Source organism: Novosphingobium sp. (genome assembly GCF_965214355.1).
Taxonomy (GTDB): domain Bacteria; phylum Pseudomonadota; class Alphaproteobacteria; order Sphingomonadales; family Sphingomonadaceae; genus Novosphingobium.
Genome location: NZ_CBDCBI010000002.1, coordinates 3,294,275 through 3,317,806 on the forward strand (window position 1 = coordinate 3,294,275; position 23,532 = coordinate 3,317,806).

The window sequence follows — 23,532 nt, forward strand, 5'->3', positions numbered from 1 at the left end:
AGTCATGACGCATGCACTCACCACCGGCGGCGACCGCGGCTATTTGCGGATTGCTACCGAAGAAGCCTTTGCCACGCGCGAACAGATCGATGCCTATCTGCGCATGGTGCGCGATGGCAGCGCTGACCAGGGCATGACCTCGCTATGGGGGTTCTACGCACAGTCGCCATCCGAGCGCGCGACCGAGATCATCGAGCGCCTGCTCGATCTGGGCGATCGGCGGCTGGCCGACATGGATGCCACCGGGATCGACGTGGCGATCCTGTCGCTGACCTCGCCCGGGGTGCAGCCACTGACCGATGTGGCAGAGGCAACCGCGATGGTCGCGCGCGCCAACACCTATCTTGCCGAACGCTGCGCAGCACACCCGACGCGGTTTGTCGGCATGACCTCGATCGCGCCGCAGGATCCGGCGTGGTCTGTGGCGGAAATCCATCGCGGGGCCGCGCTTGGCCTGCGCGGCGTCATGGTCAACAGCCATACGCAGGGCCATTACCTCGACGAGCCGCAGTTCGATCCGATCTTTCGCGCGCTCGCCGATACCGGTCAGCCGCTGTATATCCACCCCCAGACTCTGCCCGATGCGATGATCGGCGGCCTGATCGAGGCCGGGCTCGATGGCGCGATCTTCGGGTTTGGCGTCGAGACGGGCATGCATCTGCTGCGCCTGATCACCACCGGCATTTTCGATCGCTATCCCGATCTGCAGATCGCGGTCGGCCATGGCGGGGAAGCCATTCCCTATTGGCTGTACCGCATGGATTACATGCACAAGGCCGGCGTTCGTTCGGGGCGCTATGCCAAGCTCAAGCCGCTGAAAAAGGACTTCTTCGGCTGTCTGCGCGAAAACGTGCTGGCCACGACCAGCGGGCTGCCGTTTCCGCCGGCGATCAAGCTGATGATCGAAGTGATGGGCGAGGATCGCGTGATGTACGCAATGGATTATCCGTACGAATATGTCGCCGACGAAGTCCGCGCGCATGACCTGCTCGACATACCCGACACGACCAAGAAAAAGCTGATGCAGACCAACGCCGAGCGCGTGTTCAAGCTGTGAGCAGCCGCCCGCTGCCGACCGCAATCCCCAAAGGCGCGCGCTATGCGCTGGTGCTGGTCGCGCTGACCAATGCGGTCAGCCTGCTCGACCGGCAGATCCTGGCGATCCTGGCGCCGGCGATCAAGCATGACCTGAATGTCGGCGACGCCGAAATGGGGTTGCTGTTCGGCACGGTATTCGCCTTGTTCTATGCGCTGTTTTCGCTGCCGCTGGGGCGGCTGGCGGATGGCTGGACGCGCACGCGGCTGCTGGCGATTTCGCTGGTCGTGTGGTCGGCGGCGACCGCGCTGGGCGGCTTTGCCAGCAGCTTTGGCGTGCTGGCGGCGTCAAGGCTGGGCGTGGGCATCGGCGAAGCCGCCAGCCAGCCGGCCGGGACCAGCCTGATCTATGATTACTGGCCGCGCCAGCGGCGCGGGTTCGTGATGGCGGTGATCGCCTCGGCGATCGCGGTGGGCATCGGCGGATCGCTGGCGCTGGGCGGGATCGCCGCGCAGTGGTGGGATAGCGGAACCCATACCGTGTTGCACGGCTGGCAATTCGCGCTGATTGTCGCCGCGCTGCCCGGCTTCGCGCTGGCGGCGTTGATCTGGCGGCTGCGCGAACCGGTGCGCGGCAGCATGGACGGATTTGCCACCGCGCCCGATCCGCATCCGTTTGCGGCCAGTGGTGCGGTGCTGATCGCGGTACTGCCCGGGCTGCACTGGATCGTCTTTGCGCGGCGCCGGGCCACGCGGGCGACCTGGCTGTTCAATCTGGGCGCGATGGCGTTGATCGTCGTGGCCATGGTTGCCCTCACCCGCTTTGCCACCGGCCTGTCACCGCGCCCGCCGCTGGTGCTGGCGGGCATGGCGATCAATCCGCATGCGCTGCAATGGTCGGTGATCGGTTTCGGGCTGATGGTCATCGTCAACCTGCTGCAGTCGATGCGCATCGCCGATCCCCAGGCCTTTGCGGTCATATCCCGCTCGCCGACGCTGATCATGGCGATGACGGTGGGCGCGCTGCAATCGGTGCTCAATTACGGCATGATGGCGTTCAACCCCAGCTTCATCATCCGCACCTATCACCAGTCGATGGCGCAGACCGCGTGGCAGTTCGGCCTGCTGGCGGCCACGACCGGGATCGTCGGCCCGCTGGTATGGGGGCCGCTGTCCGATACGCTGCAGAAACGCTATCCGGGCGCGGGCCGCGCCTATGTCGCGCTGTTTGCGATGGGGCTGTCGCCGCTGTTGTCGTTCTGGGTCTATCTGGCGCCGACTGCGGGGGATTTCTACCTGCGGTTCGTGTTCTACAGCCTGATCCTGACCGGCTGGATGCCGCCGCTTTACGCCATCATCTACGACCAGGTCCTGCCACGCATGCGCGGCCTGACCGCCAGCGTCTATCTGCTGGTCATGACGATCCTGGGCCTTGGCGTGGGGCCTTATGTCGTGGGGCTACTGTCCGACGCGACCGGCAATCTGCGCTGGTCGATGCTCGGCATCAACGCGGTTGCCATTCCGATCGTGATCCTGATGCTGCTGATCGCGCGGCGTTCGCAACGCGACGAAAACGCGCTGCCGGCGCGGGCGGCGATCTGACTCGCCGCCCGCGCAAGTCTCAGGCGGGGGTTTTCAATCCGACTTCGGCCGCCGTCGCCCAATTGCCGTGCAGGCCGAACCGCAGCCGGATCGGAATGCGGATTTCCGCGATCGGGCCCTTGGCGATTTCGGTCGCATCGAACAGCAACAAATCCGATCGATGCTCGTCCAGCCGGTTGCAGACCTGCACGATCCAGCCGTCGCCTTCTGCCGCATCGTCGGAACGCGGGATGAAGCACGGCTCCTGCAGCGAAGACACCGGCCCGCACCACCATGTCTGTTCCGTGCCGGTTTCGTGGTCGATCAGGCCCAGGCAATTCATCAGCATGCCGCTGGGGCTGCCCCCCTTCAATTCGACGGGCCTGGCCGGATCGATGACCAGCATCCAGCCATAGCGATAGGGCAGCCCGGTGCGGCGCTCGTCGATCCGGGGAAATTCGCCCATCATATTGGTCAGCCGTTGGCGGCCGGCGAAATCGGGCGAATTCGATGCCATGTCGACGGTCCACCGCGTCAGGAAACTCGCCGACTCCGGCCCATTGAACGGCTTGTCATCGATGTCGGGAAAGAACGGAAACATGTTGTTCTTTGCCTCGGGCGTGTCGAAATGGATCTTCGTCCCGTCCTGAAACGCATTCATCACGTGACTGGCAAAGCAGTTGTCGCGCTTGAACCAGCGGATATCGGCCGCCGTCGCGTCGGCCCGGCGCGGCAGCACGCCCAGATACACCGGCAGCGACGTGTCGAACCCGAAATGCGGCTTCCCCGCCTCCAGCCGTTCCCAGCTCGACGTGCTCGGCACGACGTGGAACAGCGCATAATCGGGCGTGATCGCAAAATCGTGCATCATCGCGTAATACGGCAGTTCGAACCACAGTTCCTGTTTCAGCACGCCTTCGGGCGACACGACATAATACGTCATGTCCTTGGTCAGCACGCCCTTGGCGGCATAGCCGAACGCGATCATGTCGCCGGTTGCGGGGTCGATCTTGGGATGCGCGGTAAACGTCTGCCCGGTCATCGCCCCGTTGAACCAGGTGTAGCCCTCGGTTTCCAGCGTGACCGGATCCATCACCAGCGCGGGCGAATCCTCCTTCAGCGCGTACAGCTTGCCGCCATAGATGAACGCATTGGTGTTGGCGGTGCCGCGGATCTGTCCCTGCACAGCTTCGTCATCGGTCAGCGGGTTGCGATAATGGCCAAACAGGCCCTTGCCCGCCGCCTTTTCCAGCTTCCACTTGTCGGTCCGGGCCCAGCGCTGCTTGAAATCGACCCGGCCCTCGTGAAAGCGGAACATCGTGATCATGCCGTCGCCGTTGAACGCGATATCATCGCCCAGCCGCGGCGCAAACTGCGGATCGGGCTGCACCCGGTAGAACGCACCATCCAATTCGCGCGGCACCGCCCCCTTGATGTCGAGATCGTCGATATCCGCCTCGATCCGCGAGGGCGTGTTGAAGCCGGTAAATGCCGGCGAATCGGGAAATTGCGCCACGGTCATCCTCTCTGTTCTGGTTGCGGCACATTGTATGCAAGGCAAACATTTATTCAAGCGCCCGGATGGGTGCGCGTGACCGGACTGACCCGGTGGAGCGACTGGACGCTGCTGCGCGGCGTATTGCAGGGCAAGGGATTGCGCCTGCGCTCCGAAACGCGGGTCGATGGGGCGGCTACAGGTAATAGCGCGCTGTTTCCACGGGAAATGCGCTGACTGCGCTGAGCTCACAATTCACGGCTAGCTTGGATGGCTGAAGGTGGAGGGTAGCGGTCAGTCTGCTTTCGGATGTAAAAACTGCGGAAACAGACTTCCGAGGCGGCCAGAGTCAGAATACAAATAGCGCATGACGATGATCTTTTTCGCAACGGACGCCGACATAGCCCAAGTTTGGCGTTCCATATTCGCCATTAAGGGTATGAAAGTATTCGAAGAACACTCAATACCGGACAAACCGAACCGCTGGTTCGGGACGTGGGCCGAAGTTGAAGAATTTTTCGGCTCTGGCTCAATCTCTCTGGCAGCGTGGCTGGAACCGGCTGGTGGCGAGCCACGCATGGAACGGATAACCTTCAACGGCGAAACACAGCGGCGAATGGTCGCAATGGTTCGAACTGCGCTTGTTAGTCCAGCAACAATCAAGATCAACCGTAATAACGAACAGAACGGTTGCCTTGCGTCGGCATCGGTCTCCTGCTGGAGAGAGAAGGGCGCCCGCCAGCGTTCCTTTTTTGCGCCTGATTTCATTGATCAAGTTGATTGGAAGCAGTTACGTGCCGCGGTAGCCAGAATTGAGCGGCTGATCGCGAAAGCCTCGCCCGCCAAAATGCGATCCTATCCCGTGATGCCGGACGCCTTTGAGCGGTTTAGGAGTGGTGAGATAAATCTGTGGAATTGGGGTGAGGCATGTGCCTATCCCTCGCCGCTCGTGGTGAATCTCTGAAGAAGAATGGTCTGCTCATTGTTCGGCGGCAATGACTGGTTTGAGGGGCCGCAGATACGCTTACTTCCGTCCACTTATGGGGCGTGAGCTGCCATCGCGACCATCTAGCCGACCGTAAGGCGGGGAACGGCGGAAAGTGGAGGGAAGCCGACTGTCAGGATTTATCCTGGCTGCGACCGGAAGCTGCCGCTGATCGCTCATTGAACAAATTAAAAAACGCTTCTCGTGACGAGCGAGGCAATGCCGTAAGATTTTTTGTCGGCATGAGCCATCCTAACAGGACGGGAACAAGAGTGACCAAATTTCCAAGATAAATCTGAGAAAATGGGGGCGGCCCATGCCATATTGGCCCTACATCGATAGAAAAAATCAGTAATATGGTGATAAAAGCAGGCAAGCCTGCGTCTTTCATGCGTCCATATGTGATAATCAACAGGGTCAAAAACGGAATTAGGCCCCAGAGAAAACCAGTCCAATACGACGACGCACCCATACTTAGAAAGACTTCGGGGAGAAAAAGACAAAGAGGTAGGCACACCGCACTGGCGAACCGATATCTTGTTCTGCCATAGATTAATCTGAGACTGCGCATTGCAAATAAATAGCATGAGTCATGGCAGCTTCCAAGTGCCCACTCCAATCACGTTGAACGACCAAAATTGGGCGATTTCGGTCATTCGACCTGGCGTCAATTGGCAACGGAGTTTGTATGTGCCACTGACGCTAATCGGCGAAATAGTCAGCGAAACCGTCGAGCCGTGCAGCGCCCAGCAGGGCAAGGCTTGCTTCGGCCTCGGCCCGCGCGGGCAGTTCGGCGAGCATGAAGCGCGCGGCTGCTGCCAGCCTGCGTCCCACATCATCATCGCCGCCAAACCGCACCAGCCGCAGCGCGATCCAGCCACCGACCGCCAGCCCGCACAGTTCGAGAAATGCCGTCGCGCCCGCCTCCGCCTCGCGCGGTTCCGCAGGCCAGCCACTCAAGATCGCCGCGACCGCCTCCAGCCGATCGAGCACTGCCGCCAGCACAACCGCTTCCGCGCCGTCATCGCAATCGGCGCGCGCTGCCGCAATGAACCGGTGCAGCCCTTCGCCCCGGTCGCGCCACAGGCGGCGATGGACCAGGTCGAGCGCCTGGATGCCGCTCGTCCCTTCGAACACCGCAAACACCCGCGCATCGCGCAACCGGCGTTCGACCGGCCATTCGCGCGTATACCCGGCCCCGCCCAGCACTTGCAGCGCTTCGCTCGACACGTCGAACGCCAGCCGCGCCGACATATCCTTGGCGATCGGCAGCAGAAACTGGGCCAGCGCGGACCAGCCGGCACGATCTTCGGGCGGCGCGCATTCGACCAGATCCATGACTGTGGCCGCCGCCAGCGCGATCCCGCGCGTCACTTCGACGCGTCCCGCCATGCGCAACAGCTGGCGCTGGACATCGGCATGCGCGGTGATTGCGACCGGCGGTGCGGCCGGATCGCCGCCCTGCCGCCGCTCGCGCGCATAGCCAAGGGCAGTCGACAGCGCCGCCTCTGCCACGCCGACACCCTGCGGCGCGCACGACAGCCGCATCAGCAGCATCATGTGAAACAGCGTCTGGAGCCCGCGATCAGGCGCACCGATCAGCGTGGCGGCAGCATGTTCAAACCCCATCACGCATGTGGGTGAGCCGTGAAGCCCCAGTTTTTCTTCGATCCGGCGGACATGGACGCCGTTGGACGCACCATCGTCACCCACATTGGGAACCAGGAACAGGCTGAGCCCGCGCGCGCCCGGCGCATCCGATGTGCGCGCCAGCATGCAATGCCCGATCCGCGCGCCCAGATCGTGATCGCCATAGCTGATCCAGCATTTTTCCCCGGTCACGCGCCATGTGCCATCCGCATCGCGTTGCGCCCGCGTCCGGATACGCCCCACGTCCGACCCGGCATCGGGTTCGGAAATGCAGATCGTCGCGGTCCATTCGCCCGACGCCAGTTTGGGCACCCATGTCTCGCACGTCGCCGCGTCGGCCGCGCCCGCGATCATCGCTGCCGCGGTGCGATTGGGCGTGGCCAGCATCGTGAACGCCGCCGATGCCCGGTTGAACAGCTCTTCGCATGCCGTCGTCAGCAGCAGCGGCAGCCCCTGCCCGCCGGCCTCTTCCGGCAAGGCCAGGGTCAGCCAGCCATCGCCGGCAAATTGCGCCCAGGCCGCACGATGCCCCGGCGCCGTCACGACGCGGCCACCTGCCAGACGCGCGCCCACCGCATCGAGCGTCGCATCCAGCGGATCGACCACCCCTTGCGCAAACCGCGCCGCCTGTTCGACAATCACCGACCAGGTTTCCAGATCGACCCGGCCGGGCGCCGCCGCGATCAGCGCATCGAGGAACGGCGCGATCGTCAGCTGGCGCAACAGCGCATCGGTCTGGCGGGCATAGGTCATCAGCCGGCCAGCACGGCACCGAACCGGGGATGCGCGAAATGCATCGGCACATCCTGGCGATGCGGCCAGGTCTGGCGGATATCTTCGGGCGGCAGGATCACATCGGGGCCGAGCGGATCGTCGGGATACAACACCGCGGCCGGCTGCAGGTGGGCAATCGTGTGCGCCAGGCCGGTCTCGTAATCGCCCTGCCACTGCATCATGTAGTCGAGCCGCTTGATTTTCCACACGCCGTCTTCGCGCACGTAATCGTTCTCATAAATGCCCGCTTCCCAGAATTGCTGCGGCATGAAATCGGGCTTGTCGGCGACCACGCTGTCATGCCACCCGCCGAGCAACATGCCGCGAAAGCGGCCCTTGGCGGTCTGCCGGTCGGGCGCGACGGTGATGATGTCCTGCATCTGGAAATGATCGAGCACCAGGCCGTCGATCGGCCCCGGACGCCCCTGGGTAAATCGTCCGGCGATCCAGTCGCCGTACAGGCGCTTCACCCCGGCATGGCCATGGTATTCGCCCGACAGGAACACGACCGCGCCATCGCGTGCAAACAGTTCGGCGACATCGTCGGGCCGGTTGAAATCGATATAATAGCCATAGGCCCAGTGCAGCCGGCGGATCGCATTGCAATCCTCCAATTCGCCGACACGGTGTTCGAGCGCATCGAGGCGCCCAACCAAGTTCAATGAGGCAAAATCGTGCTCTGGCATTGTTTTCTCTCCCGTTATATTTGTATGCTAGACTAACAATTAATCGAACCTTGGCGAGAGGAAAAATGATGGGCTGGACTCAAAAGGTCGCACTGGTGACCGGCGGTGTCTCGGGGATCGGCTTTGGCGTCGCGCGCGCCTTTGCGGCCGCCGGCATGCGCCTCGCGCTGACGTATCGCGATGAAGCGCACCGTGCCGATGCGGCGCATTGGTTCGCGCAAAACGGTTACGACGCGCCGCTGTTCCTGAAGCTCGATGTCACCGATCGCGCGCGTTTCGCAGACATCGCACAGGAACTCGATGCGCATTTCGGCCGGCTGGACGTGCTGGTCAACAACGCCGGGGTCAGCGTGTTCGGGCCGACCGATACCGCATCGCATGCCGATTACGACTGGATCATGGGGGTGAATTTCGGCGGCGTCGTCAATGGCATCGTCGCGCTGCTACCGCTGATCAAGCGCGGTGGCCCTGGCGGCCATGTGGTCAATGTCGCATCGATGGCGGCCTATCTGTCGGGGCCCCAGGCGGGGATCTACACCGCCAGCAAATTCGCCGTGCGCGGCCTTACCGAAAGCCTGCGGTACAATCTGGCCCCGTTCGGCATCGGCTGTTCGCTGGTCTGCCCCGCGCTGACAAAAACCAACGCCTGGGACAGCGCGCTCAAGCGGCCCGATGCCTTTGCGCAATCGGGCTTCGCGCCTGTCGATCGCGCCGAACTCGAACAATTCGGCACCGCGTTCGATGCCGGCATGGACCCGCTCGAAGTCGGCGAGAAAATCCTGGCCGGCATGACGCGCAACGACGGGCTGATTTTCACCCACCCCGAATTCGCCGACGATTTCCGCGAGATCTACGAGGCCAGCCTGGCCGCGCTACCCGATGAGGAGGTGCCCGAAGCGCGCCGCGAAATCGAGCGCTTGCGGCGCGAGGCGGCGCGCGCTGCGGCGGGGGGTAAAGCTATCGGGTTGGCCGATCTGACGTAATCCTCCCCGGCTCGGGGGGGGGGACCGCCCGCAGGGTGGTGGAGGGGCCTTGCCCCAAGGGATTCGCCCTCGGCAAGGTACCCTTCGCCCCATCGACAGGGTGCGTCATGAGGCACCGCCCCTCCACCACGGCTTCGCGTGGTCCCCCTCCCCGTTTCGGGGAGGATATTCAGAACCAATACGCAATCGCGCGCATTTCGATCGAGGCGCGGGGCGGCGTATTGGCGGCACAATCGGGATCGTCGAAGGCGACGTGCGGCACGCAGTGTGCGCGGGCGGGATCGCTGTCGTGTGTCTTGAACACGATGACTTCATCGCGCCCCAGATCGCGGAACCAGTGCCAGCGGTGCGCGGGCGAATGCGCGACGACCAGCCCTTCGAACGACCATACCTCGACGCCATCGCGATCGAAAATGGCGTCCGCCGGCAGCAGGTCTTCAGGCGAAACGCTGCGCGAATCGCATAGCGCCAGCGGCACATCCTGCGGCGCGGCAGACAGCGCGCGCCACACATTGTAATGCGCGGCGCGGCGCGGTGCCGGGCGCCCCTCGGGCAGCGAGCGGGCCGAAAATTGCGCCGCGGTCGAATCGGATACATCGACATGGGCGAAACGCGCCGGGCGCGAATTGTCCAATGCGCCAGATTGTGCCGACCGTTCAGCGAAACGCCGCACGCCGGTGCCGTTTACGACGACCAGATCCGCCCCGGTTATCTGTGTGATCAGGTCGGCGATTTCTTGTGGATGAACATCCGCGACCTGTGCCGAATCGGCGAAATCGACCACTGCGCTGCGATGCGGTACCAGCGCGAAACCTTCGCGATCGAGCCCGGCCTGCCCCGCCACTGCATCGTCGATGTCCATCGGCCGCGCATCCAGAACGACGGTATCGCGGCTGGAATCGTTGGCGAAATACCGCATGCGGGCGCCACCCCTGGCAACATAGTTGATTGTCGATCGGGTCACGGCTTTCTCCTCGCGCAGCATGCGCCGCCACTTATGTTGCGCAGCATTGGCGCGCGGCACAAGCGGATCGTGATGGCGCGCATCGAACAGGGCCAGCCAACCGATGCCGCAAACCAGATTGCCGGCATGCTGCAGGCTGGCAGTCGCGATGGTGGTGGTTATGCTACCCGTTGTCATCTGTTCAACTGTATGCCTTACTCACAATTAGAACGACACGGCACAGTCCGGCAGCGTTCGAAATAAGGGGGCCACGTTCCATCGAAGGTTCGGGTCAGCGTTGACATAGGAGAGGATTTTTCGATGCGTGATTTCAATCATTCGCGTCTGCTCGCGCGGCTACTGGTTTCTGCCGCAGCCTCCGTGATGATGTTGGGAACTCCGGCGTTCGCGCAGGAGGCTGCCCAGCCCGCAGCGACACCACCGCCAGCGGCGGCAGCGGCGAACGATGCGACCGGTACGCCCGACATCATCGTCACGGCCCAGTTCCGCGGCCAGCGCATTCAGGATGTTCCACTCGCCATCACCGCGATCGGCAGTGCGCTGATCGAGGCGCGCAGCCAGGACAACATCGCCCAGCTTGCGAAAAACACCCCGAGCGTGGTCGTTATCCCCGGTGGCGGCGCGTATGGCCCGTCGATCGGTGCGTCGATCCGCGGCGTTGGGCAATTTGACTTCAACCCGGCCTATGAACCGGGCGTGGGCCTGTATATCGACGACGTCTATTATGCGACGTTGACCGGCGGCCTGTTCGATCTGCTGGATCTGGACCGCGTTGAAATCCTGCGCGGCCCGCAAGGCACGCTGTCGGGCCGCAACTCGGAAGGCGGCTCGCTCAAGCTGTTTTCCAAGCGCCCGACCGGCGATGAAGGCGGTTTTGTCGATGTCGGATACGGCAGCCGCAACGAGATCACGTTGCGCGGCGGCGCCGATTTCAAATTGACCGACAACCTGTTCGGGCGTGTGTCGGGCGTGTTCAAGCACCAGGACGGGTTCGTCTCGCTGGAAGATTATGGCTGTGCCAAGCCCGGCAACCCGGAAAACATCGCCTCGACACGCGGCGCCGGCAGCTGCACGGTCGATAAACTGGGCGAAACCGACTACAAGGGCCTGCGCGGACAATTGCGCTGGAACCCGTCCAATGCCGTCGATGTCACGCTGGCCGGCGACTACAGCTATCAAAAGCAGACGAATGCGCCCGAAGTCACCACCACTTCGGCCGATCCCAATTATATCTGCGGCAAATACTGCACGTATGCCGATTTCCACACCCAGGGCTTCGACTTCCCGCATACCAATGAATTCAAGGGCGGCGGCACGTCGCTGAATGCGATACTCAAGCCTGCGCCCAATCTGCAGATCACTTCGATCACGGCCTATCGCGCGTATACTGCGATATTTGGAACCGATGACGATTTCTCGCCAGGCGTGCAAGCAGATGCACCAACTCCGGCCGGTTTCCTCGGACCTTATACCCTTAACTATGCAGACCCCCGGCGGGAATCGGGCGGTTTCGATCAGTTGAAATTCCATTTCTTCAGCCAGGAACTGCGGCTCAACGGTGACTTTCTCAATCATGCGATCGAATACACTGTCGGCGGTTTCTATTCGACGCAGAAGACCACGTATTACACTATCCAGAACATCGGCTACATTGTACCGGGTGCCTATCTGGCGTTCCTTGGCAACGATCCGGTAAATGCCAACAGCAAGGCGGCCTTTGCCACCGCGATCGTCCATCCGGGTATCGAAGGCCTGACCATCACCGGCGGCGTGCGCTATACCAAAGAGCACAAGGACTATACGTTCATACGCGAAAATCCCGACGGTACGCCGCTCAGCGGGCTCGCCGCGGCATTCGGCCTGGGCGCGTTGAACGGGCTGACCTCGCGCTACAACGGAAACCGCTTCGATTATCGTGGATCGGTCGACTATCGCTTCTCGCCGGCCGTGCTGGTCTATGGAACGGTTTCGACAGGGTTCAAGGGCGGCGGCACGTCGGCCCGTCCGTTCTCCGCGCAACAGGCGCTGCAGGGCACCTTCAAGCCTGAAACACTGACCAACTTCGAAATCGGCCTGAAGACCGATCTGTTCGATCGCCGATTGCGCTTCAACTTGTCCGCCTACATCGACAACTACAAGAACATCCAGTTGCCGCTGGCCGACTGCAGCGCGTACGGCGGTGGCCCTTGCGGGGTGGTCGCCAACGCAGGTGACGCGCGCAACAAGGGTGTCGAGGCCGAAATCAGCGCAACGCCGATCCCTGGCCTGAATATCGACGGCGCCCTGAGCTACATCAGTTCAAAGTTCACCCGGCTGTCGACGGCGCTGGGCTCCAATTATGTCGCCTCCGACCCGGCCACGTTTTCGCCGGCATGGCAGGCCAGCGGCGGCGTGCAGTACAAGGCTGAGCTGGGCACCAGTGGCAGCGTGACGCCGCGTGTCGATTTCAACTACAACGACAAACAGTTTACCGGCCGAGCACTGGGTTATGCCTATTATCTTCCATCGTATACCCTGGTCAATGCGCGCCTGACGTGGCGCAACACGAAGGAAGACCTGGAAATCTCGCTGGCCGCGACGAACCTGTTCAACAAATACTACTACAACTCGATCTTCTCAGCCGTCTACTCGTTCGCGGGAACCGCCTATCAGCAGATCGGCCATCCTCGTGAATTCATGGGCACGATCAAGAAAAAGTTCTGAACCAAACGCAGGCCGGGGCCGGGCATGACGCGTGGGCGTCTGCCATGCAGAAGGAACACACGTCATGACCGACCCCGCCAGCGTCACGCTGTACCATTGGGAACCCAACGCCAATTCGGGCAAACCGATGCTGACGCTGTTTGAAAAAGGCGTCCCCTTCAACAGCCACTATCTCGATCTGCTGGCGTTCGACCAGCACAAGCCGGACTATCTTGCGGTCAATCCGCTCGGCACGATCCCGGCGATGACGCACGGCGATCTGGTGTTGACCGAATCGACCGCGATCATGGAATATGTCGACGAGGCGTTTCCCGGGCCCAGGCTGATGCCGGAAAATCCGGTCGATGCCTGGCGCGCGCGCTGGTGGATGAAATTCATGGACCAGTGGCTCGCACCCAGCTTTTCGATGATCGGGTGGAGCGTGTTTGTCGGCCCGTCGGTGCGCCAGCGCGATCCGGCCGAACTTGATGCCGCGATCGAGCGCATTCCGATGCCCGAACGCCGGGTCGCGTGGCGCAAGGCGATCAGCGGCGCATTTTCGCCCGAGGAAATGGCTGAATCGCAGCGCCGCGTGGCGCTCGGGATCGGCCTGCTCGAACAGACGCTGGGAACGCGCGAATGGCTGGCGTCCGACGCATACAGCCTGGCCGATATCAACGGGTTCAACCTGGCCTATGCCCTGCCGCTGGCGCAGCCGCATTTGTCGAACGACACATTGACTCCCAATATCCTGCGCTGGCTGCGCGCGATCTATGCGCGCCCCGCGACCAAGGCCTGCTGGGCGCTGGGCCGCACCGACATGGCACGACGCGTCACCATCCTGGAAAGTGAACCGGCATGACCAGCATTCTTTACCATGGCGAACCCAACGGGCCGTCGCTGTCGGTGCTCGCCGCCGCATTCGAAACCGATGTGGCGGTCACGCTGGAACGGATCGATCTGGTAGCGGGCGATCGCCATGGCGCGAACGTGCCGCACGCGATGGAAATCGACCAGTCGATCGAGGGCGAAGGCCCGGTGCTGGTGGCCGATGGCGTCGCGATGACCGACAGCGTATTCCTGGCCTGCTATTTCGACGACATCGGCACGGGCACGGTTTTGCGCCCGGGCGATCCGTATGCGCGATGGCAGATGATGGCGTGGTGTCGTCATGTGATCGAGCGGCTGGCGCCGGCTGCGGCCTATCTGGGCCTGGAAAAATCGCCGCCGGGCGCAGTTCCGACAGGGATCGTCAGCCTCGACCTGGCGGAACGCTGGGCCGATGCGGCACACGGCCAATTCGACGATGACAAGCTGGCCGACAGCCGCACGAAAGTGGCGCAGACCACTGCCAAGATCGAGGCACAGCTTGCCGACGGGCGCGATTGGCTGATGGGCGATTTCAGTATTGCCGACCTTGAAACCTATGCGTGGCTGGCGGGCATGCCGCACATCGTTCCGACAGCGTTCGAGCATAAGCCGCTGACCACTGCATGGCTGTCGCGCGTCAAGGCGCGGCCTGCGGTGGCGCGCGCATTGGCGCTCGCGAGCGGGCCGATGCCCGAAACGGTCTGGGCGCCCGGTCCCGAAATCAACCGCTGGGGCTGATATGCGTTCGATCGATTATTTCGACCGTGGCCACGATCTCGACCCCGGTCGCACCGCCCTGATCGACGTTGCCTCCGGCGATCGCTTTACCTTTGCCCAAGTCAGGCACCGCACCGAACGGATCGCCAAGGCGATGTATGCGGCAGGTTTTGCCAGCCAGCAGCCGGTCGCGCTGTATGGCCCGAACAGCGCCGCGATCATGATCGTGCTGCTGTCGATCTGGCGCGCCAACGGGCAATGGGTGCCGGTCAACACGCGCAATGCGATCGGCGCCAATGCGGCCTATCTCAACTATGTGCGCTGCGGCTGGCTGTTCTACCATTCCAGCATGGCCGACGATGTCAGGGCGTTGCGCGATGCAGTCCCGGCGCTGACCCGGTTTGTGTGCATCGACCGTACGATGGGTGATGATGCGTCGCTCGATGATTTCATGGCCGGCGCGCCCGACACTGCGCTGCCCGATTTTTCCGATCCGTTCGGGGCGCCATCGGGCGTGGTCGGCCTGTTCCCGACCGGTGGCACGACCGGCCCGTCCAAAGGCGTGGTCGTCACCAACCTGGGCTGGGGCACGATGCTCGAAACGCTGGGCGGTGCCGTCGGCGGCAAGACCGATGATCCGGTGTCGCTGGTGGTTGCGCCTGTCACCCATGCCGCCGGCCCGGTCGCGCTCGGCACGATGGCGCTCGGCGCCACGCAAGTGATCCTGCCCGGCTTCGATGCCGACAAGGTTCTGCACACCATTGCCACCCATCGCGTAACGCATATGTACCTGCCCCCCACGGCGCTTTATGGCTTGCTCGGCTCGCCGGTACTGGGCGCGCACGACACGTCTTCGTTGCGGTTCTTCATCCTGGTCGGATCGCCGGTGTCGCCCGAAAAATTGCGGCAGGCGGTCGCTGTGTTCGGGCCGTGCATGTGCCAGGCCTATGGCCAGGTCGAATGCCCGATGATCATGACCTGGCTGCCGCCCGAAGTGGTCGCCGGAGCGGCCGCAGGTGACCACCCCGAACGCCTGGCCAGTTGCGGCCGCGCCACGCGCTCGGTGCAGATCGGGATCATGGACGATGCGGGCCAGCTGCTGCCCGATGGCCAACGCGGCGAAATCGTCGTGCGCGGCGCGCTGGTGTCGCAGGAATATTTCGAATTGCCCGATGCCACGGCAGAGGCACGCATGTTCGGCTGGCACCACACCGGCGACGTCGCGTATCGCGATGAACAGGGGTTCCTGTACATCGTCGATCGCAAGAAAGACATGGTGGTCACCGGCGGTTTCAACGTGTTCACGGCCGAAGTCGAGGCCGCCATCACCGAGCTGGGCGCCGTGCGCGAATGCGCGGTGATCGGCATCCCCGATGAAAAATGGGGTGAAGCCGTCCATGCGATCGTCGTGGCCGATGGCATCGATGCCGCGGCGATCATCGCGCATGCCAAGGCGCGACTGGGCGGTGTGAAAGCGCCCAAAAGCGTGGCGTTCGCCGAAACCATCCCGCGCACGGCAGCGGGCAAGATGGACAAGAATGCGTTGCGCGGCCAACATTGGCGCGGCGACCGGCTGGTCAATTGAACCGGCGCTGGAGGATGACAGGGATGATCGGCATGACACGGCGCAACGGCGCAGGGTTGTTGGCGGCAACGGCGCTGGTGCTCACCGCAGCATTGCCCGCCAGGCTCGATGCGCAAAACGCGCTCGACGCGGCGCGTATTGCTGCAGGCGCGCCGGGCGAATGGCTATCCACCGGGCGCACTTACGACGAGCAGCGCTTCAGTCCGCTGACCCAGCTGAACGCCGGCAATGTCGCCTCGCTCGCCCTGGCGTGGTCGGCCGATCTGGATACCGCGCGCGGCCAGGAGGCAACGCCGCTGATGATCGACGGCGCGCTGTATGTCTCGACCGCGTGGAGCATGGTCAAGGCCTATGACGCACGCACTGGCGCGCCGCTGTGGTCGTATGATCCGCAAGTCCCGCGCGAAACTCTGGTCAAGGCGTGCTGCGACGCAGTCAATCGCGGCGTTGCCGCCTGGGGCGACCGGCTGTTTGTCGGCACGCTCGACGGTCGCCTGGTTACGCTCGACCGCAAGACGGGCAAGCCGGTATGGAGCGTGGTCACGCTCGACCCCAAAGGCAATGCCACGATCACCGGCGCGCCGCGCGTGGTCGATGGCATGGTCGTGATCGGCAATGGCGGCGCCGAATTCGGCGCGCGCGGCTATGTCACCGCGTATGATGTCGCAACGGGCAAGCAGATGTGGCGGTTCTACACCGTCCCTGCCCAGCCCGGCACCGAGACCGAGCCTGCCTACCTGAAGGCTGCGGCCTCCACCTGGTTCGGCGAATACTGGAAACAGGGTGGCGGGGGCACCGTCTGGGACGCAATGGCCTACGATCCCGCGCTCGATCTGCTGTATATCGGCGTCGGCAATGGCTCGCCGTGGAACCAGAAATACCGCTCCGATGGCCGGGGTGACAACCTGTACCTGTCCTCGATCGTTGCGATCCATGCGCGCACCGGCACGTATGCCTGGCATTACCAGACGACGCCGGGCGAAAGCTGGGACTTCACCGCCACGCAACATATCGTGCTGGCCGATGTCGTGATCGACGGAAAACCGCGCAAGGTCCTGATGCAGGCGCCAAAGAACGGGTTCTTCTACGTGCTCGATCGCACCACGGGCGCGCTGATCTCCGCCAACAATTTTGTCCCGGTAAACTGGGCGACCGGGGTCGACATGGCGACCGGCCGGCCGATCGAGCGGCCCGAAGCCCGCTATTACAAGACCGGCAAGCCATTCATCGGCTCGCCCGGCGCAACCGGCGCGCACAGCTGGCAACCGATGGCGTTCGATCCCAAATCGGGTCTGGTGTTCATTCCGGCCAATCTGGCCGGATTTCCCTATTTTCCCGATCCAGCGTGGAAACCGGCCAAACTCGGCTTCAATGTCGGCGTCGACATGAGCGCGGGGGCCATGCCGGCAAACCGCACCGCGCGCGAGGCGGCGGCCGCCGCGACGACCGGCGCGCTGATCGCGTGGGATCCGGCCCTGCACAAGGAACGCTGGCGCGTGGCGTATACCGGGCCATGGAATGGCGGGTTGCTGGCGACGGGTGGCGGGCTGGTTTTCCAGGGCAGCGCGGCGGGCGCCTTTGCCGCCTTTGCCACCACCGACGGGCGCAAATTGTGGTCGTTTCCGGCGCAGACCGGCATCGTCGCCGCGCCGATCAGCTATGCGCTCGATGGCCAGCAATATATTGCGGTGCTGGCCGGATGGGGCGGCGTGTGGGCGCTTGCGCCGGGCACGCTGATCGACAAGAGCGGCCCGGTGCGCAATATCAGCCGTCTGCTGGTGTTCAAGATCGGGGGCAAGGCGGTGCTGCCGCCGGCGCCCGTGCTTGAAAAACTGCCGATCGATCCGCCAGCCTCGACAGCGACGGCCGCCGTGATTGCGGCAGGTGCCGAACACTATGGCCGGTACTGCGGTGTGTGCCATGGCGATGCGGCCGTGGGCGGCACACTGGTGCCCGATCTGCGGCGCAGCGGCGTGATCAACGATGCCGCCTTGTGGCAGCAGGTCGTCCATGGCGGCGCGCTGAAGGCCAATGGCATGGTCGGTTTTGGATCCGTGATGTCCGCGCCCGATATTGAAACCGTGCGGCAATATGTGATCAAGCGGGCCAACGAGGACAAGGCGCTGGAATTGCGCCAGGCCGCAGCACGCGCGCCCGTTTACGGAAAGTAGGACCATGCCGATCGATCCCGCCAAAGTCATCGCCATCGACGTGCATGTCCATGCCGAAGTGTCGTGCCACGATCCCGAAGATCCGGTGATGGCCAAATTCTTCGACGCGGCATCGACCTATTTCAAGGCCGATCGCAAGCGCCCGACGATCCCCGAAACGATCGCCTATTACCGCGAGCGCAATATCGCGTTCTGCCTGTTCACGGTCGATGCCGAATGCGGCATGGGGACAAAGCGGATCAGCAATTACGAAGTCGCCGATATCGCCGCCGAGCATTCCGACATCGTCATTCCGTTCGCCTCGATCGACCCGCACAAGGGCAAGCTGGGCGCGCGCGAGGCACGCGACCTGGTCGAAAATCACGGCGTCAAAGGCTTCAAATTCCATGGCATCGCCCAAAACGCGCATCCAGCCGACCGGATGGCCTATCCGATCTATGAAGTCATCGCGGAATACAAATTGCCGGCGATCTTCCACACCGGCCATTCGGGCATGGGCACCGGCATGCCCGGTGGTGGCGGGCTGCGTTTGAAATACGGTCAGCCGATGCTGATCGATGATGTCGCGGTCGATTTCCCCGACATGAGATTCATCCTGGCGCACCCGAGCTGGCCATGGACCGACGAAAGCCTGTCGATGGCGCTGCACAAGGACAACGTGTTCATCGACCTGTCCGGGTGGAGCCCGAAGTATTTTCCCAAGCAGGTCATCCAGTATGCCAACACCCAGTTGAAGCACAAGATGATGTTCGGATCCGACTGGCCGCTGATCCGCCCGGACAAATGGATCGACGCCGCGCGCGAGGCCGGGTTCCGCGACGAGGTGCTGCCGCTGATCATGAAAGACAACGCCGTGCGCGTGCTGGGCCTGGGATGACCGATTTCAGCGGGCGCCATGTCGTCGTCACCGGCGCATCATCGGGGATCGGGCGCGCGACGGCGTTGGTGCTGGCGGCGCGCGGGGCAAAAGTGTCGCTGATCGCACGGCGCGCGGCAGCACTGGACGACATCTGCGCTGGCTTGGACGGCGCGTTTTTTGCAGCTCCCGCCGACGTGTCCGACCGTGCAGCATTGCTGGGCGCGCTGGATGCCGCCGAAAACGCGATGGGGCCGATCGACGCGCTGTTTGCCAATGCCGGAACGGGCGGCACATTTGCGCCGTTTGCCGATTACGACGATGCGGTGTTCGAAGACGTCCTGCGCACCAACCTGCTGTCTCCGTTCTGGGCGATGAAGCGCGTGCTGCCCGGCATGATCGCACGGCGGCGCGGCGCGATCCTGGTGACGGGCAGCCTGGCAAGCGAGCGCGGGATGGCGCACAATCCGGGCTATGTCGCATCGAAGCACGCCGTGCTCGGCCTCGTACGCGCGGCCGCGCTGGAGGCGGCACCCTCGGGCGTGCGGATCAACTGCATCGTGCCCGGGTTCATCGAAACCGAAATGTTGGCCAACATCCCCGAGGCGGCGCGCGCGACGATGGCCGCGCGCGTGCCGCAGGGCCGCACCGGCACGGCGCAAAACGTTGCCGAAGTCGCCGCCTTCCTGCTGTCCGATGCGGCTGCGCATGTCACTGCGCAAAGCTGGGCGGTCGATGGCGGCATTCTCAACACGCTGACGGTCTGAAGGAGCCTTTCATGGCGATTACCTATTACCATGCCGAACCGCTTGCCAATTCGCTGAAATCGATGGCGCCGCTGTTTGAAAAGGGCCTCGCGTTCGACAGTGTCTATGTCAACCTGCACAAGTTCGAACAGCATGCCGCCTGGTTCATCGCGATCAATCCCGAGGGCCAGGTGCCCGTGCTCGACCATGACGGCGTGATCGTCACGCATACGACCGTGATCAACGAATACCTGGAAGATGCCTTTCCCGATGCGCCGGCATTGCGGCCGAACACGCCCGAGGGCAATGCACGCATGCGCTACTGGAACAAGTTCGTCGACGAGCATGTGATGAACCATGTGTCGATGCACGGCTGGCACCGTATGGTCGGGGTGATTGCGCGCGGTATCGCAGGCGACGATTTCGAAACGCTGATGGCGAATATTCCCCTGCCCGACCAGCGGCGCAAATGGGCGGCGGCGCGGTCGGGCTTTTCCGACGAACAGCTGGCGCTGGCGACCGAAAAGATTTCGTACGCTCTGGGGAAAGTGGAGACGCAGTTGGGCCAGACCGAATGGCTGGCAGGCGATGCGTATACTTTGGCGGACATCAATTTCTACGCGCATTGCGGCATGATGGTCGAGCGGATGTTCCCCGACCTGGCCGTGGCGGCCAATTACCCGCGCCTGATTGCCTGGCGCGACCGCGTGACGGCGCGCCCCGCGATGCAACAGGCGCTGGCCATGCCCGACCATACCGCGCCAGGGTTGCGGACATGGTCGGGACACGTACAGTAGGCTCAAAAATCCTCCCCGGGACGGGGAGGGGGACCGCGCGCAGCGTGGTGGAGGGGCGTCGCCCCAGGGGAATCCCCCTCGGTAAGGTACCCGGCGCGTGTCGAAACGTGGCATCATGAGGCACCGCCCCTCCACCACGGCTTCGCGTGGTCCCCCACCCCGTTCCGGGGAGGCTTTTCATTCAGGCCTTTTGCCCTCCGGGTACGCCGTGCGCCGCGCGTGCGGCGTATTCCGGGTCATCCTCGGGCTGGGCCAGCGCGGTCATCACGCGGGTATGAATATCCTCAAGCGTGCCGCGGAATTCGGGATAGGGCAGGATGTACAATTCGTCCGCCTCGACGCCGGCCAATACGTATTTGGCCAGCGTCTCGGGCTCCATGCCCACTTCGATCACGCGCTTCAGGTGCGCCAGCACCGCCGGATCGGCGCCGTAATAGCCGGTATCCTGCTGATGCGCCGGGCGCGTCAGCACCGCCTCGTGAATATTGGTATTGACTGCGCCCGGGCACAGCATCGACACGCCGATGCCGCTGTCTGCCAGATCGAGCGCCAGGCATTCCGACAGGCCGCGGATCGCCATCTTCGACGTGCAATAAATGCCTGTGCCTTTCAGCGCGACAAACGCCGACATCGATGCGGTGTTGATGACATGGCCGCCGTTGCCCCGCTCGATCATGCGCGGCACGAACGTCTGGATGCCGTTGATCACGCCCTTCACATTCACATCGAGCTGCCAGTCCCAATCGTCGTACGTCGCGTTCTGCAACGGGCCGAAGATCGATACGCCGGCGGTGTTGAACAGCAGCTCCACCGGGCCCAGCCGCGCCTCCACCGCATCGGCCGCCGCCGCATACGCTGCGCGATCGGTGATATCGAGCTTGACCGGCATGACTTCGAAATCCGTGCCCGCAAAATACGCCATGGCCTCATCGAGATGATCCTGGCGGACATCGGCGATCGCGACTTTGCAGCCGGCAGCGGCAAAGACCTTGGCCTGGCCCAGCGCAACGCCCGAACCGCCGCCGGTGATGAACGCGGTGCGTCCTGCGACCCTGGTCATGCCGCCGGTTCCGTCTTGCGGCTGTGGCTGGCGAGTTGTTCGTCGAACACCGGGTTGCCCAGCAGGAACCCGATCGCGCCGGCGCGTTCGTGGTTCAACGGTTCGTCGGGCATCGAGGCCAGGATCGCGTCGAAGCGCGTGCGCATGCCTGCGGCAAATTCGGGGTGCGTCAGAATATACAGCTTGTTGGCGCGGATCCCGGCGAGCACGCGCTCGCCCACTTCGTCGGCTGACATCCACAGCGGCGAATTGGGCCGCTTTTCCAGGGCCGCCTCACGCTCGGCATAGCCGCTGTCGCGCTTGTAGGCATCGGGCCGCAATTCGCCCGACATCGCGATATTCGACTGCACCGGGCCCGGCAGGAACGCCGAGACACCGATATCGTCGCCCGCCAGTTCGCCCCGGATCGTTTCCATCAGACCCAGCACCGCTGCCTTGGCCGCGGTATATGTCGCGGTGAACGGGATCGGGACGAGGGCCGATTGCGATGACGTCGTGACCACCTGGCCGCCCTCGCCGTGCGCCTTGATGCGCGGCAGGATCGTGACGAGGCCATTGATGACGCCGCCGAAATTCACCCCCATCGCCCAATCCCAGTCATCGTACTTGGTCTCGATGATCGGGCCCATCACGCCGATGCCGGCGTTGCCGATCAGCATGTGGATCTTTCCGAACCGCGCTTCGGCGGCATCGGCGGCGCGCGCATAGGCGGCGCGATCGGTGACATCGAGCTGTACAGTTTCGACTTGCGCAGCTGCGCCAAGCGACGCCCTGGCCTCGGCCAGCGAACCCTCTCGGATATCGGCGATCACGACGTTTGCGCCCGCCGTGACCAGCGCGCGCGCGATGCCCAGGCCGATGCCATTGGCGCCGCCGGTAATGAACGCGGTCTTGCCGCGCACATCGGCCATCGGGGTTTTGTTGGTGGCGATTTTAACGGGCTCCATGGCCATGATTTTTTCCTCTCCGGTTGTTATGATTATAGGATTAGTGGGCCAGGCCGAGCATTTCGCGCGTTTCGCCGACCGTGGCGATTTCGCCGCCCAGCCGTTCGATCATTTCCGCGCCCCAGTGCACCAGCGAAGCGTTGTCGTTGGCCAGCTGGCCGCGCCGCAGATAGATCGTGTCCTCGAACCCGACGCGGACATTGCCGCCCAGCAGCACCGCCTGCGCCGCCATCGGAAACGAATGCCGGCTGACGCCGAACCCGGTCCATTGCGCGCCGCGCGGCAGCTGGTTCTTGCAATACATCATCGCCTCGGGCGTAGCGGGCAATCCATACTTGGTGCCCAGCACGAACGAATACGGTGCGTTTTTCGGCAGCGCGCCCTTGGCCATAAGATCGTCGGCAAACACGAAATCGCCGGCTTCGAAGCATTCGATTTCGGGCATCACGCCGGCATCCTGGATCATTTCGCCCATCCGCGTGATCATCGGATCGAGATTGATCGCCACCCCGCCCCACAGGTTCATCGTGCAGATATCGAGCGTGCACATGTCCGGCTTGAGCTCGAGAATATGTTCCAGCCGGCGTTCGGCCGTAAACATCAGCGTGCCGGGCCCGGCCACGGCCGGGTCTTCCGGGCTCTGCATCCAGGTGCAGCCCGGCCCGGTGGTGACATTGAGGATGACCGCGTCGTTCTTCTGCCGGATCAGGCCGACCACTTCGCGATAATCGTCGAGCGCCTGGCTCGGCACGCCGGTTTCGCGGTCCCGCACGTGCAGATGGATGATCGACGCCCCCGCCTCTGCCGCGGCCAGCGCTTCGGCCGCAACATGGTCGGGGCGAAATGGAAAATTGGGATGCGTCGGCATCGGCGAGCTGCCGGTTACCGCGCACGTAATGAACACCTTTTCAGCCACGCATCGTCTCCTGCATTGCGCACAATTTTGTG

Annotated in this window: 20 protein-coding genes; 13 read left to right on the forward strand and 7 right to left on the reverse strand. The window is 63.4% G+C overall.

Annotation, left to right across the window (positions count from 1 at the left end; all coding sequences use genetic code 11):
• The first annotated feature begins 4 nt into the window (after positions 1-4).
• Complete coding sequence (locus ACOOE2_RS15300) at positions 5-1,057, forward strand: amidohydrolase family protein (RefSeq protein WP_420383850.1); 1,053 nt, start codon at positions 5-7, stop codon at positions 1,055-1,057.
• Positions 1,054-2,637 (forward strand): MFS transporter, encoded by a 1,584-nt coding sequence (locus ACOOE2_RS15305; RefSeq protein ID WP_420383851.1) that lies wholly within the window; start codon positions 1,054-1,056, stop codon positions 2,635-2,637. Before ACOOE2_RS15300 ends, ACOOE2_RS15305 begins: the two co-directional genes overlap by 4 nt.
• Positions 2,638-2,656: 19 nt before the next feature.
• Here the strand turns inward: ACOOE2_RS15305 and ACOOE2_RS15310 are convergent, their stop codons facing one another.
• Positions 2,657-4,132 carry a carotenoid oxygenase family protein gene (locus ACOOE2_RS15310; protein WP_420383852.1) on the reverse strand — a complete coding sequence of 492 codons (1,476 nt, stop codon included), beginning with the start codon at positions 4,130-4,132 and terminating at the stop codon, positions 2,657-2,659.
• A gap of 75 nt (positions 4,133-4,207) precedes the next feature.
• Here ACOOE2_RS15310 and ACOOE2_RS15315 point away from each other — a divergent pair, with 75 nt between their 5' ends.
• Positions 4,208-4,348 carry a hypothetical protein gene (locus tag ACOOE2_RS15315; RefSeq protein ID WP_420383853.1) on the forward strand — a complete coding sequence of 47 codons (141 nt, stop codon included), beginning with the start codon at positions 4,208-4,210 and terminating at the stop codon, positions 4,346-4,348.
• A 130-nt stretch (positions 4,349-4,478) separates the two neighbouring features.
• Positions 4,479-5,075, forward strand: coding sequence for a hypothetical protein (locus tag ACOOE2_RS15320; RefSeq protein ID WP_420383854.1), 597 nt, complete (start codon positions 4,479-4,481; stop codon positions 5,073-5,075).
• 723 nt (positions 5,076-5,798) lie between these two features.
• Here ACOOE2_RS15320 and ACOOE2_RS15325 read toward each other — a convergent pair.
• Positions 5,799-7,499, reverse strand: coding sequence for an acyl-CoA dehydrogenase (locus ACOOE2_RS15325; RefSeq protein ID WP_420383855.1), 1,701 nt, complete (start codon positions 7,497-7,499; stop codon positions 5,799-5,801).
• Complete coding sequence (locus ACOOE2_RS15330) at positions 7,499-8,182, reverse strand: nuclear transport factor 2 family protein (protein ID WP_420383856.1); 684 nt, start codon at positions 8,180-8,182, stop codon at positions 7,499-7,501. Before ACOOE2_RS15330 ends, ACOOE2_RS15325 begins: the two co-directional genes overlap by 1 nt.
• Before the next feature lie 92 nt (positions 8,183-8,274).
• On the opposite strand from ACOOE2_RS15330, the gene ACOOE2_RS15335 reads away from it, so the two are divergent.
• Positions 8,275-9,189 (forward strand): SDR family NAD(P)-dependent oxidoreductase, encoded by a 915-nt coding sequence (locus ACOOE2_RS15335; RefSeq protein ID WP_420383857.1) that lies wholly within the window; start codon positions 8,275-8,277, stop codon positions 9,187-9,189.
• A 169-nt stretch (positions 9,190-9,358) separates the two neighbouring features.
• On the opposite strand, the gene ACOOE2_RS15340 is transcribed toward ACOOE2_RS15335, so the two are convergent.
• Positions 9,359-10,330, reverse strand: a complete 972-nt coding sequence (locus ACOOE2_RS15340) for a CmcJ/NvfI family oxidoreductase (protein ID WP_420383858.1) — start codon at positions 10,328-10,330, stop codon at positions 9,359-9,361.
• Between the two features lie 123 nt (positions 10,331-10,453).
• On the opposite strand from ACOOE2_RS15340, the gene ACOOE2_RS15345 reads away from it, so the two are divergent.
• The 8 genes from ACOOE2_RS15345 to ACOOE2_RS15380 all read left to right on the forward strand — a co-directional run bounded on the left by ACOOE2_RS15345 (position 10,454) and on the right by ACOOE2_RS15380 (position 20,577).
• Positions 10,454-12,856 carry a TonB-dependent receptor gene (locus ACOOE2_RS15345; protein ID WP_420383859.1) on the forward strand — a complete coding sequence of 801 codons (2,403 nt, stop codon included), beginning with the start codon at positions 10,454-10,456 and terminating at the stop codon, positions 12,854-12,856.
• A gap of 64 nt (positions 12,857-12,920) precedes the next feature.
• Positions 12,921-13,697 carry a glutathione S-transferase family protein gene (locus tag ACOOE2_RS15350; protein WP_420383860.1) on the forward strand — a complete coding sequence of 259 codons (777 nt, stop codon included), beginning with the start codon at positions 12,921-12,923 and terminating at the stop codon, positions 13,695-13,697.
• Complete coding sequence (locus ACOOE2_RS15355; RefSeq protein WP_420383861.1) at positions 13,694-14,443, forward strand: glutathione S-transferase family protein; 750 nt, start codon at positions 13,694-13,696, stop codon at positions 14,441-14,443. The genes ACOOE2_RS15350 and ACOOE2_RS15355 overlap by 4 nt, the downstream gene beginning before the upstream one ends.
• Before the next feature lies 1 nt (position 14,444).
• Entirely contained in the window at positions 14,445-16,007 is a 1,563-nt protein-coding gene (locus ACOOE2_RS15360) for an AMP-binding protein (RefSeq protein ID WP_420383862.1), read from the forward strand.
• A 32-nt stretch (positions 16,008-16,039) separates the two neighbouring features.
• Complete coding sequence (locus ACOOE2_RS15365) at positions 16,040-18,178, forward strand: PQQ-dependent dehydrogenase, methanol/ethanol family (protein WP_420383863.1); 2,139 nt, start codon at positions 16,040-16,042, stop codon at positions 18,176-18,178.
• 4 nt (positions 18,179-18,182) lie between these two features.
• Positions 18,183-19,055 carry an amidohydrolase family protein gene (locus ACOOE2_RS15370; protein ID WP_420383864.1) on the forward strand — a complete coding sequence of 291 codons (873 nt, stop codon included), beginning with the start codon at positions 18,183-18,185 and terminating at the stop codon, positions 19,053-19,055.
• Positions 19,052-19,801 carry an SDR family NAD(P)-dependent oxidoreductase gene (locus tag ACOOE2_RS15375; protein WP_420383865.1) on the forward strand — a complete coding sequence of 250 codons (750 nt, stop codon included), beginning with the start codon at positions 19,052-19,054 and terminating at the stop codon, positions 19,799-19,801. The genes ACOOE2_RS15370 and ACOOE2_RS15375 overlap by 4 nt, the downstream gene beginning before the upstream one ends.
• Positions 19,802-19,812: 11 nt before the next feature.
• Entirely contained in the window at positions 19,813-20,577 is a 765-nt protein-coding gene (locus tag ACOOE2_RS15380; protein ID WP_420383866.1) for a glutathione S-transferase family protein, read from the forward strand.
• A gap of 181 nt (positions 20,578-20,758) precedes the next feature.
• Here ACOOE2_RS15380 and ACOOE2_RS15385 read toward each other — a convergent pair whose 3' ends face one another.
• The 3 genes from ACOOE2_RS15385 to ACOOE2_RS15395 are packed head-to-tail and all read right to left on the reverse strand — an operon-like array spanning position 20,759 to position 23,500.
• Positions 20,759-21,637: an SDR family oxidoreductase gene (locus ACOOE2_RS15385; protein ID WP_420383867.1), complete on the reverse strand. Its 879-nt coding sequence runs from the start codon at positions 21,635-21,637 to the stop codon at positions 20,759-20,761.
• On the reverse strand, positions 21,634-22,590 hold the full coding sequence (locus ACOOE2_RS15390) for an SDR family NAD(P)-dependent oxidoreductase (protein ID WP_420383868.1): 957 nt from the start codon (positions 22,588-22,590) through the stop codon (positions 21,634-21,636). Before ACOOE2_RS15390 ends, ACOOE2_RS15385 begins: the two co-directional genes overlap by 4 nt.
• A 34-nt stretch (positions 22,591-22,624) precedes the next feature.
• A complete protein-coding gene (locus tag ACOOE2_RS15395) occupies positions 22,625-23,500 on the reverse strand; it encodes a 3-keto-5-aminohexanoate cleavage protein (protein WP_420383869.1) in 876 nt (291 codons plus the stop codon).
• Between the last annotated feature and the right edge of the window lie 32 nt (positions 23,501-23,532).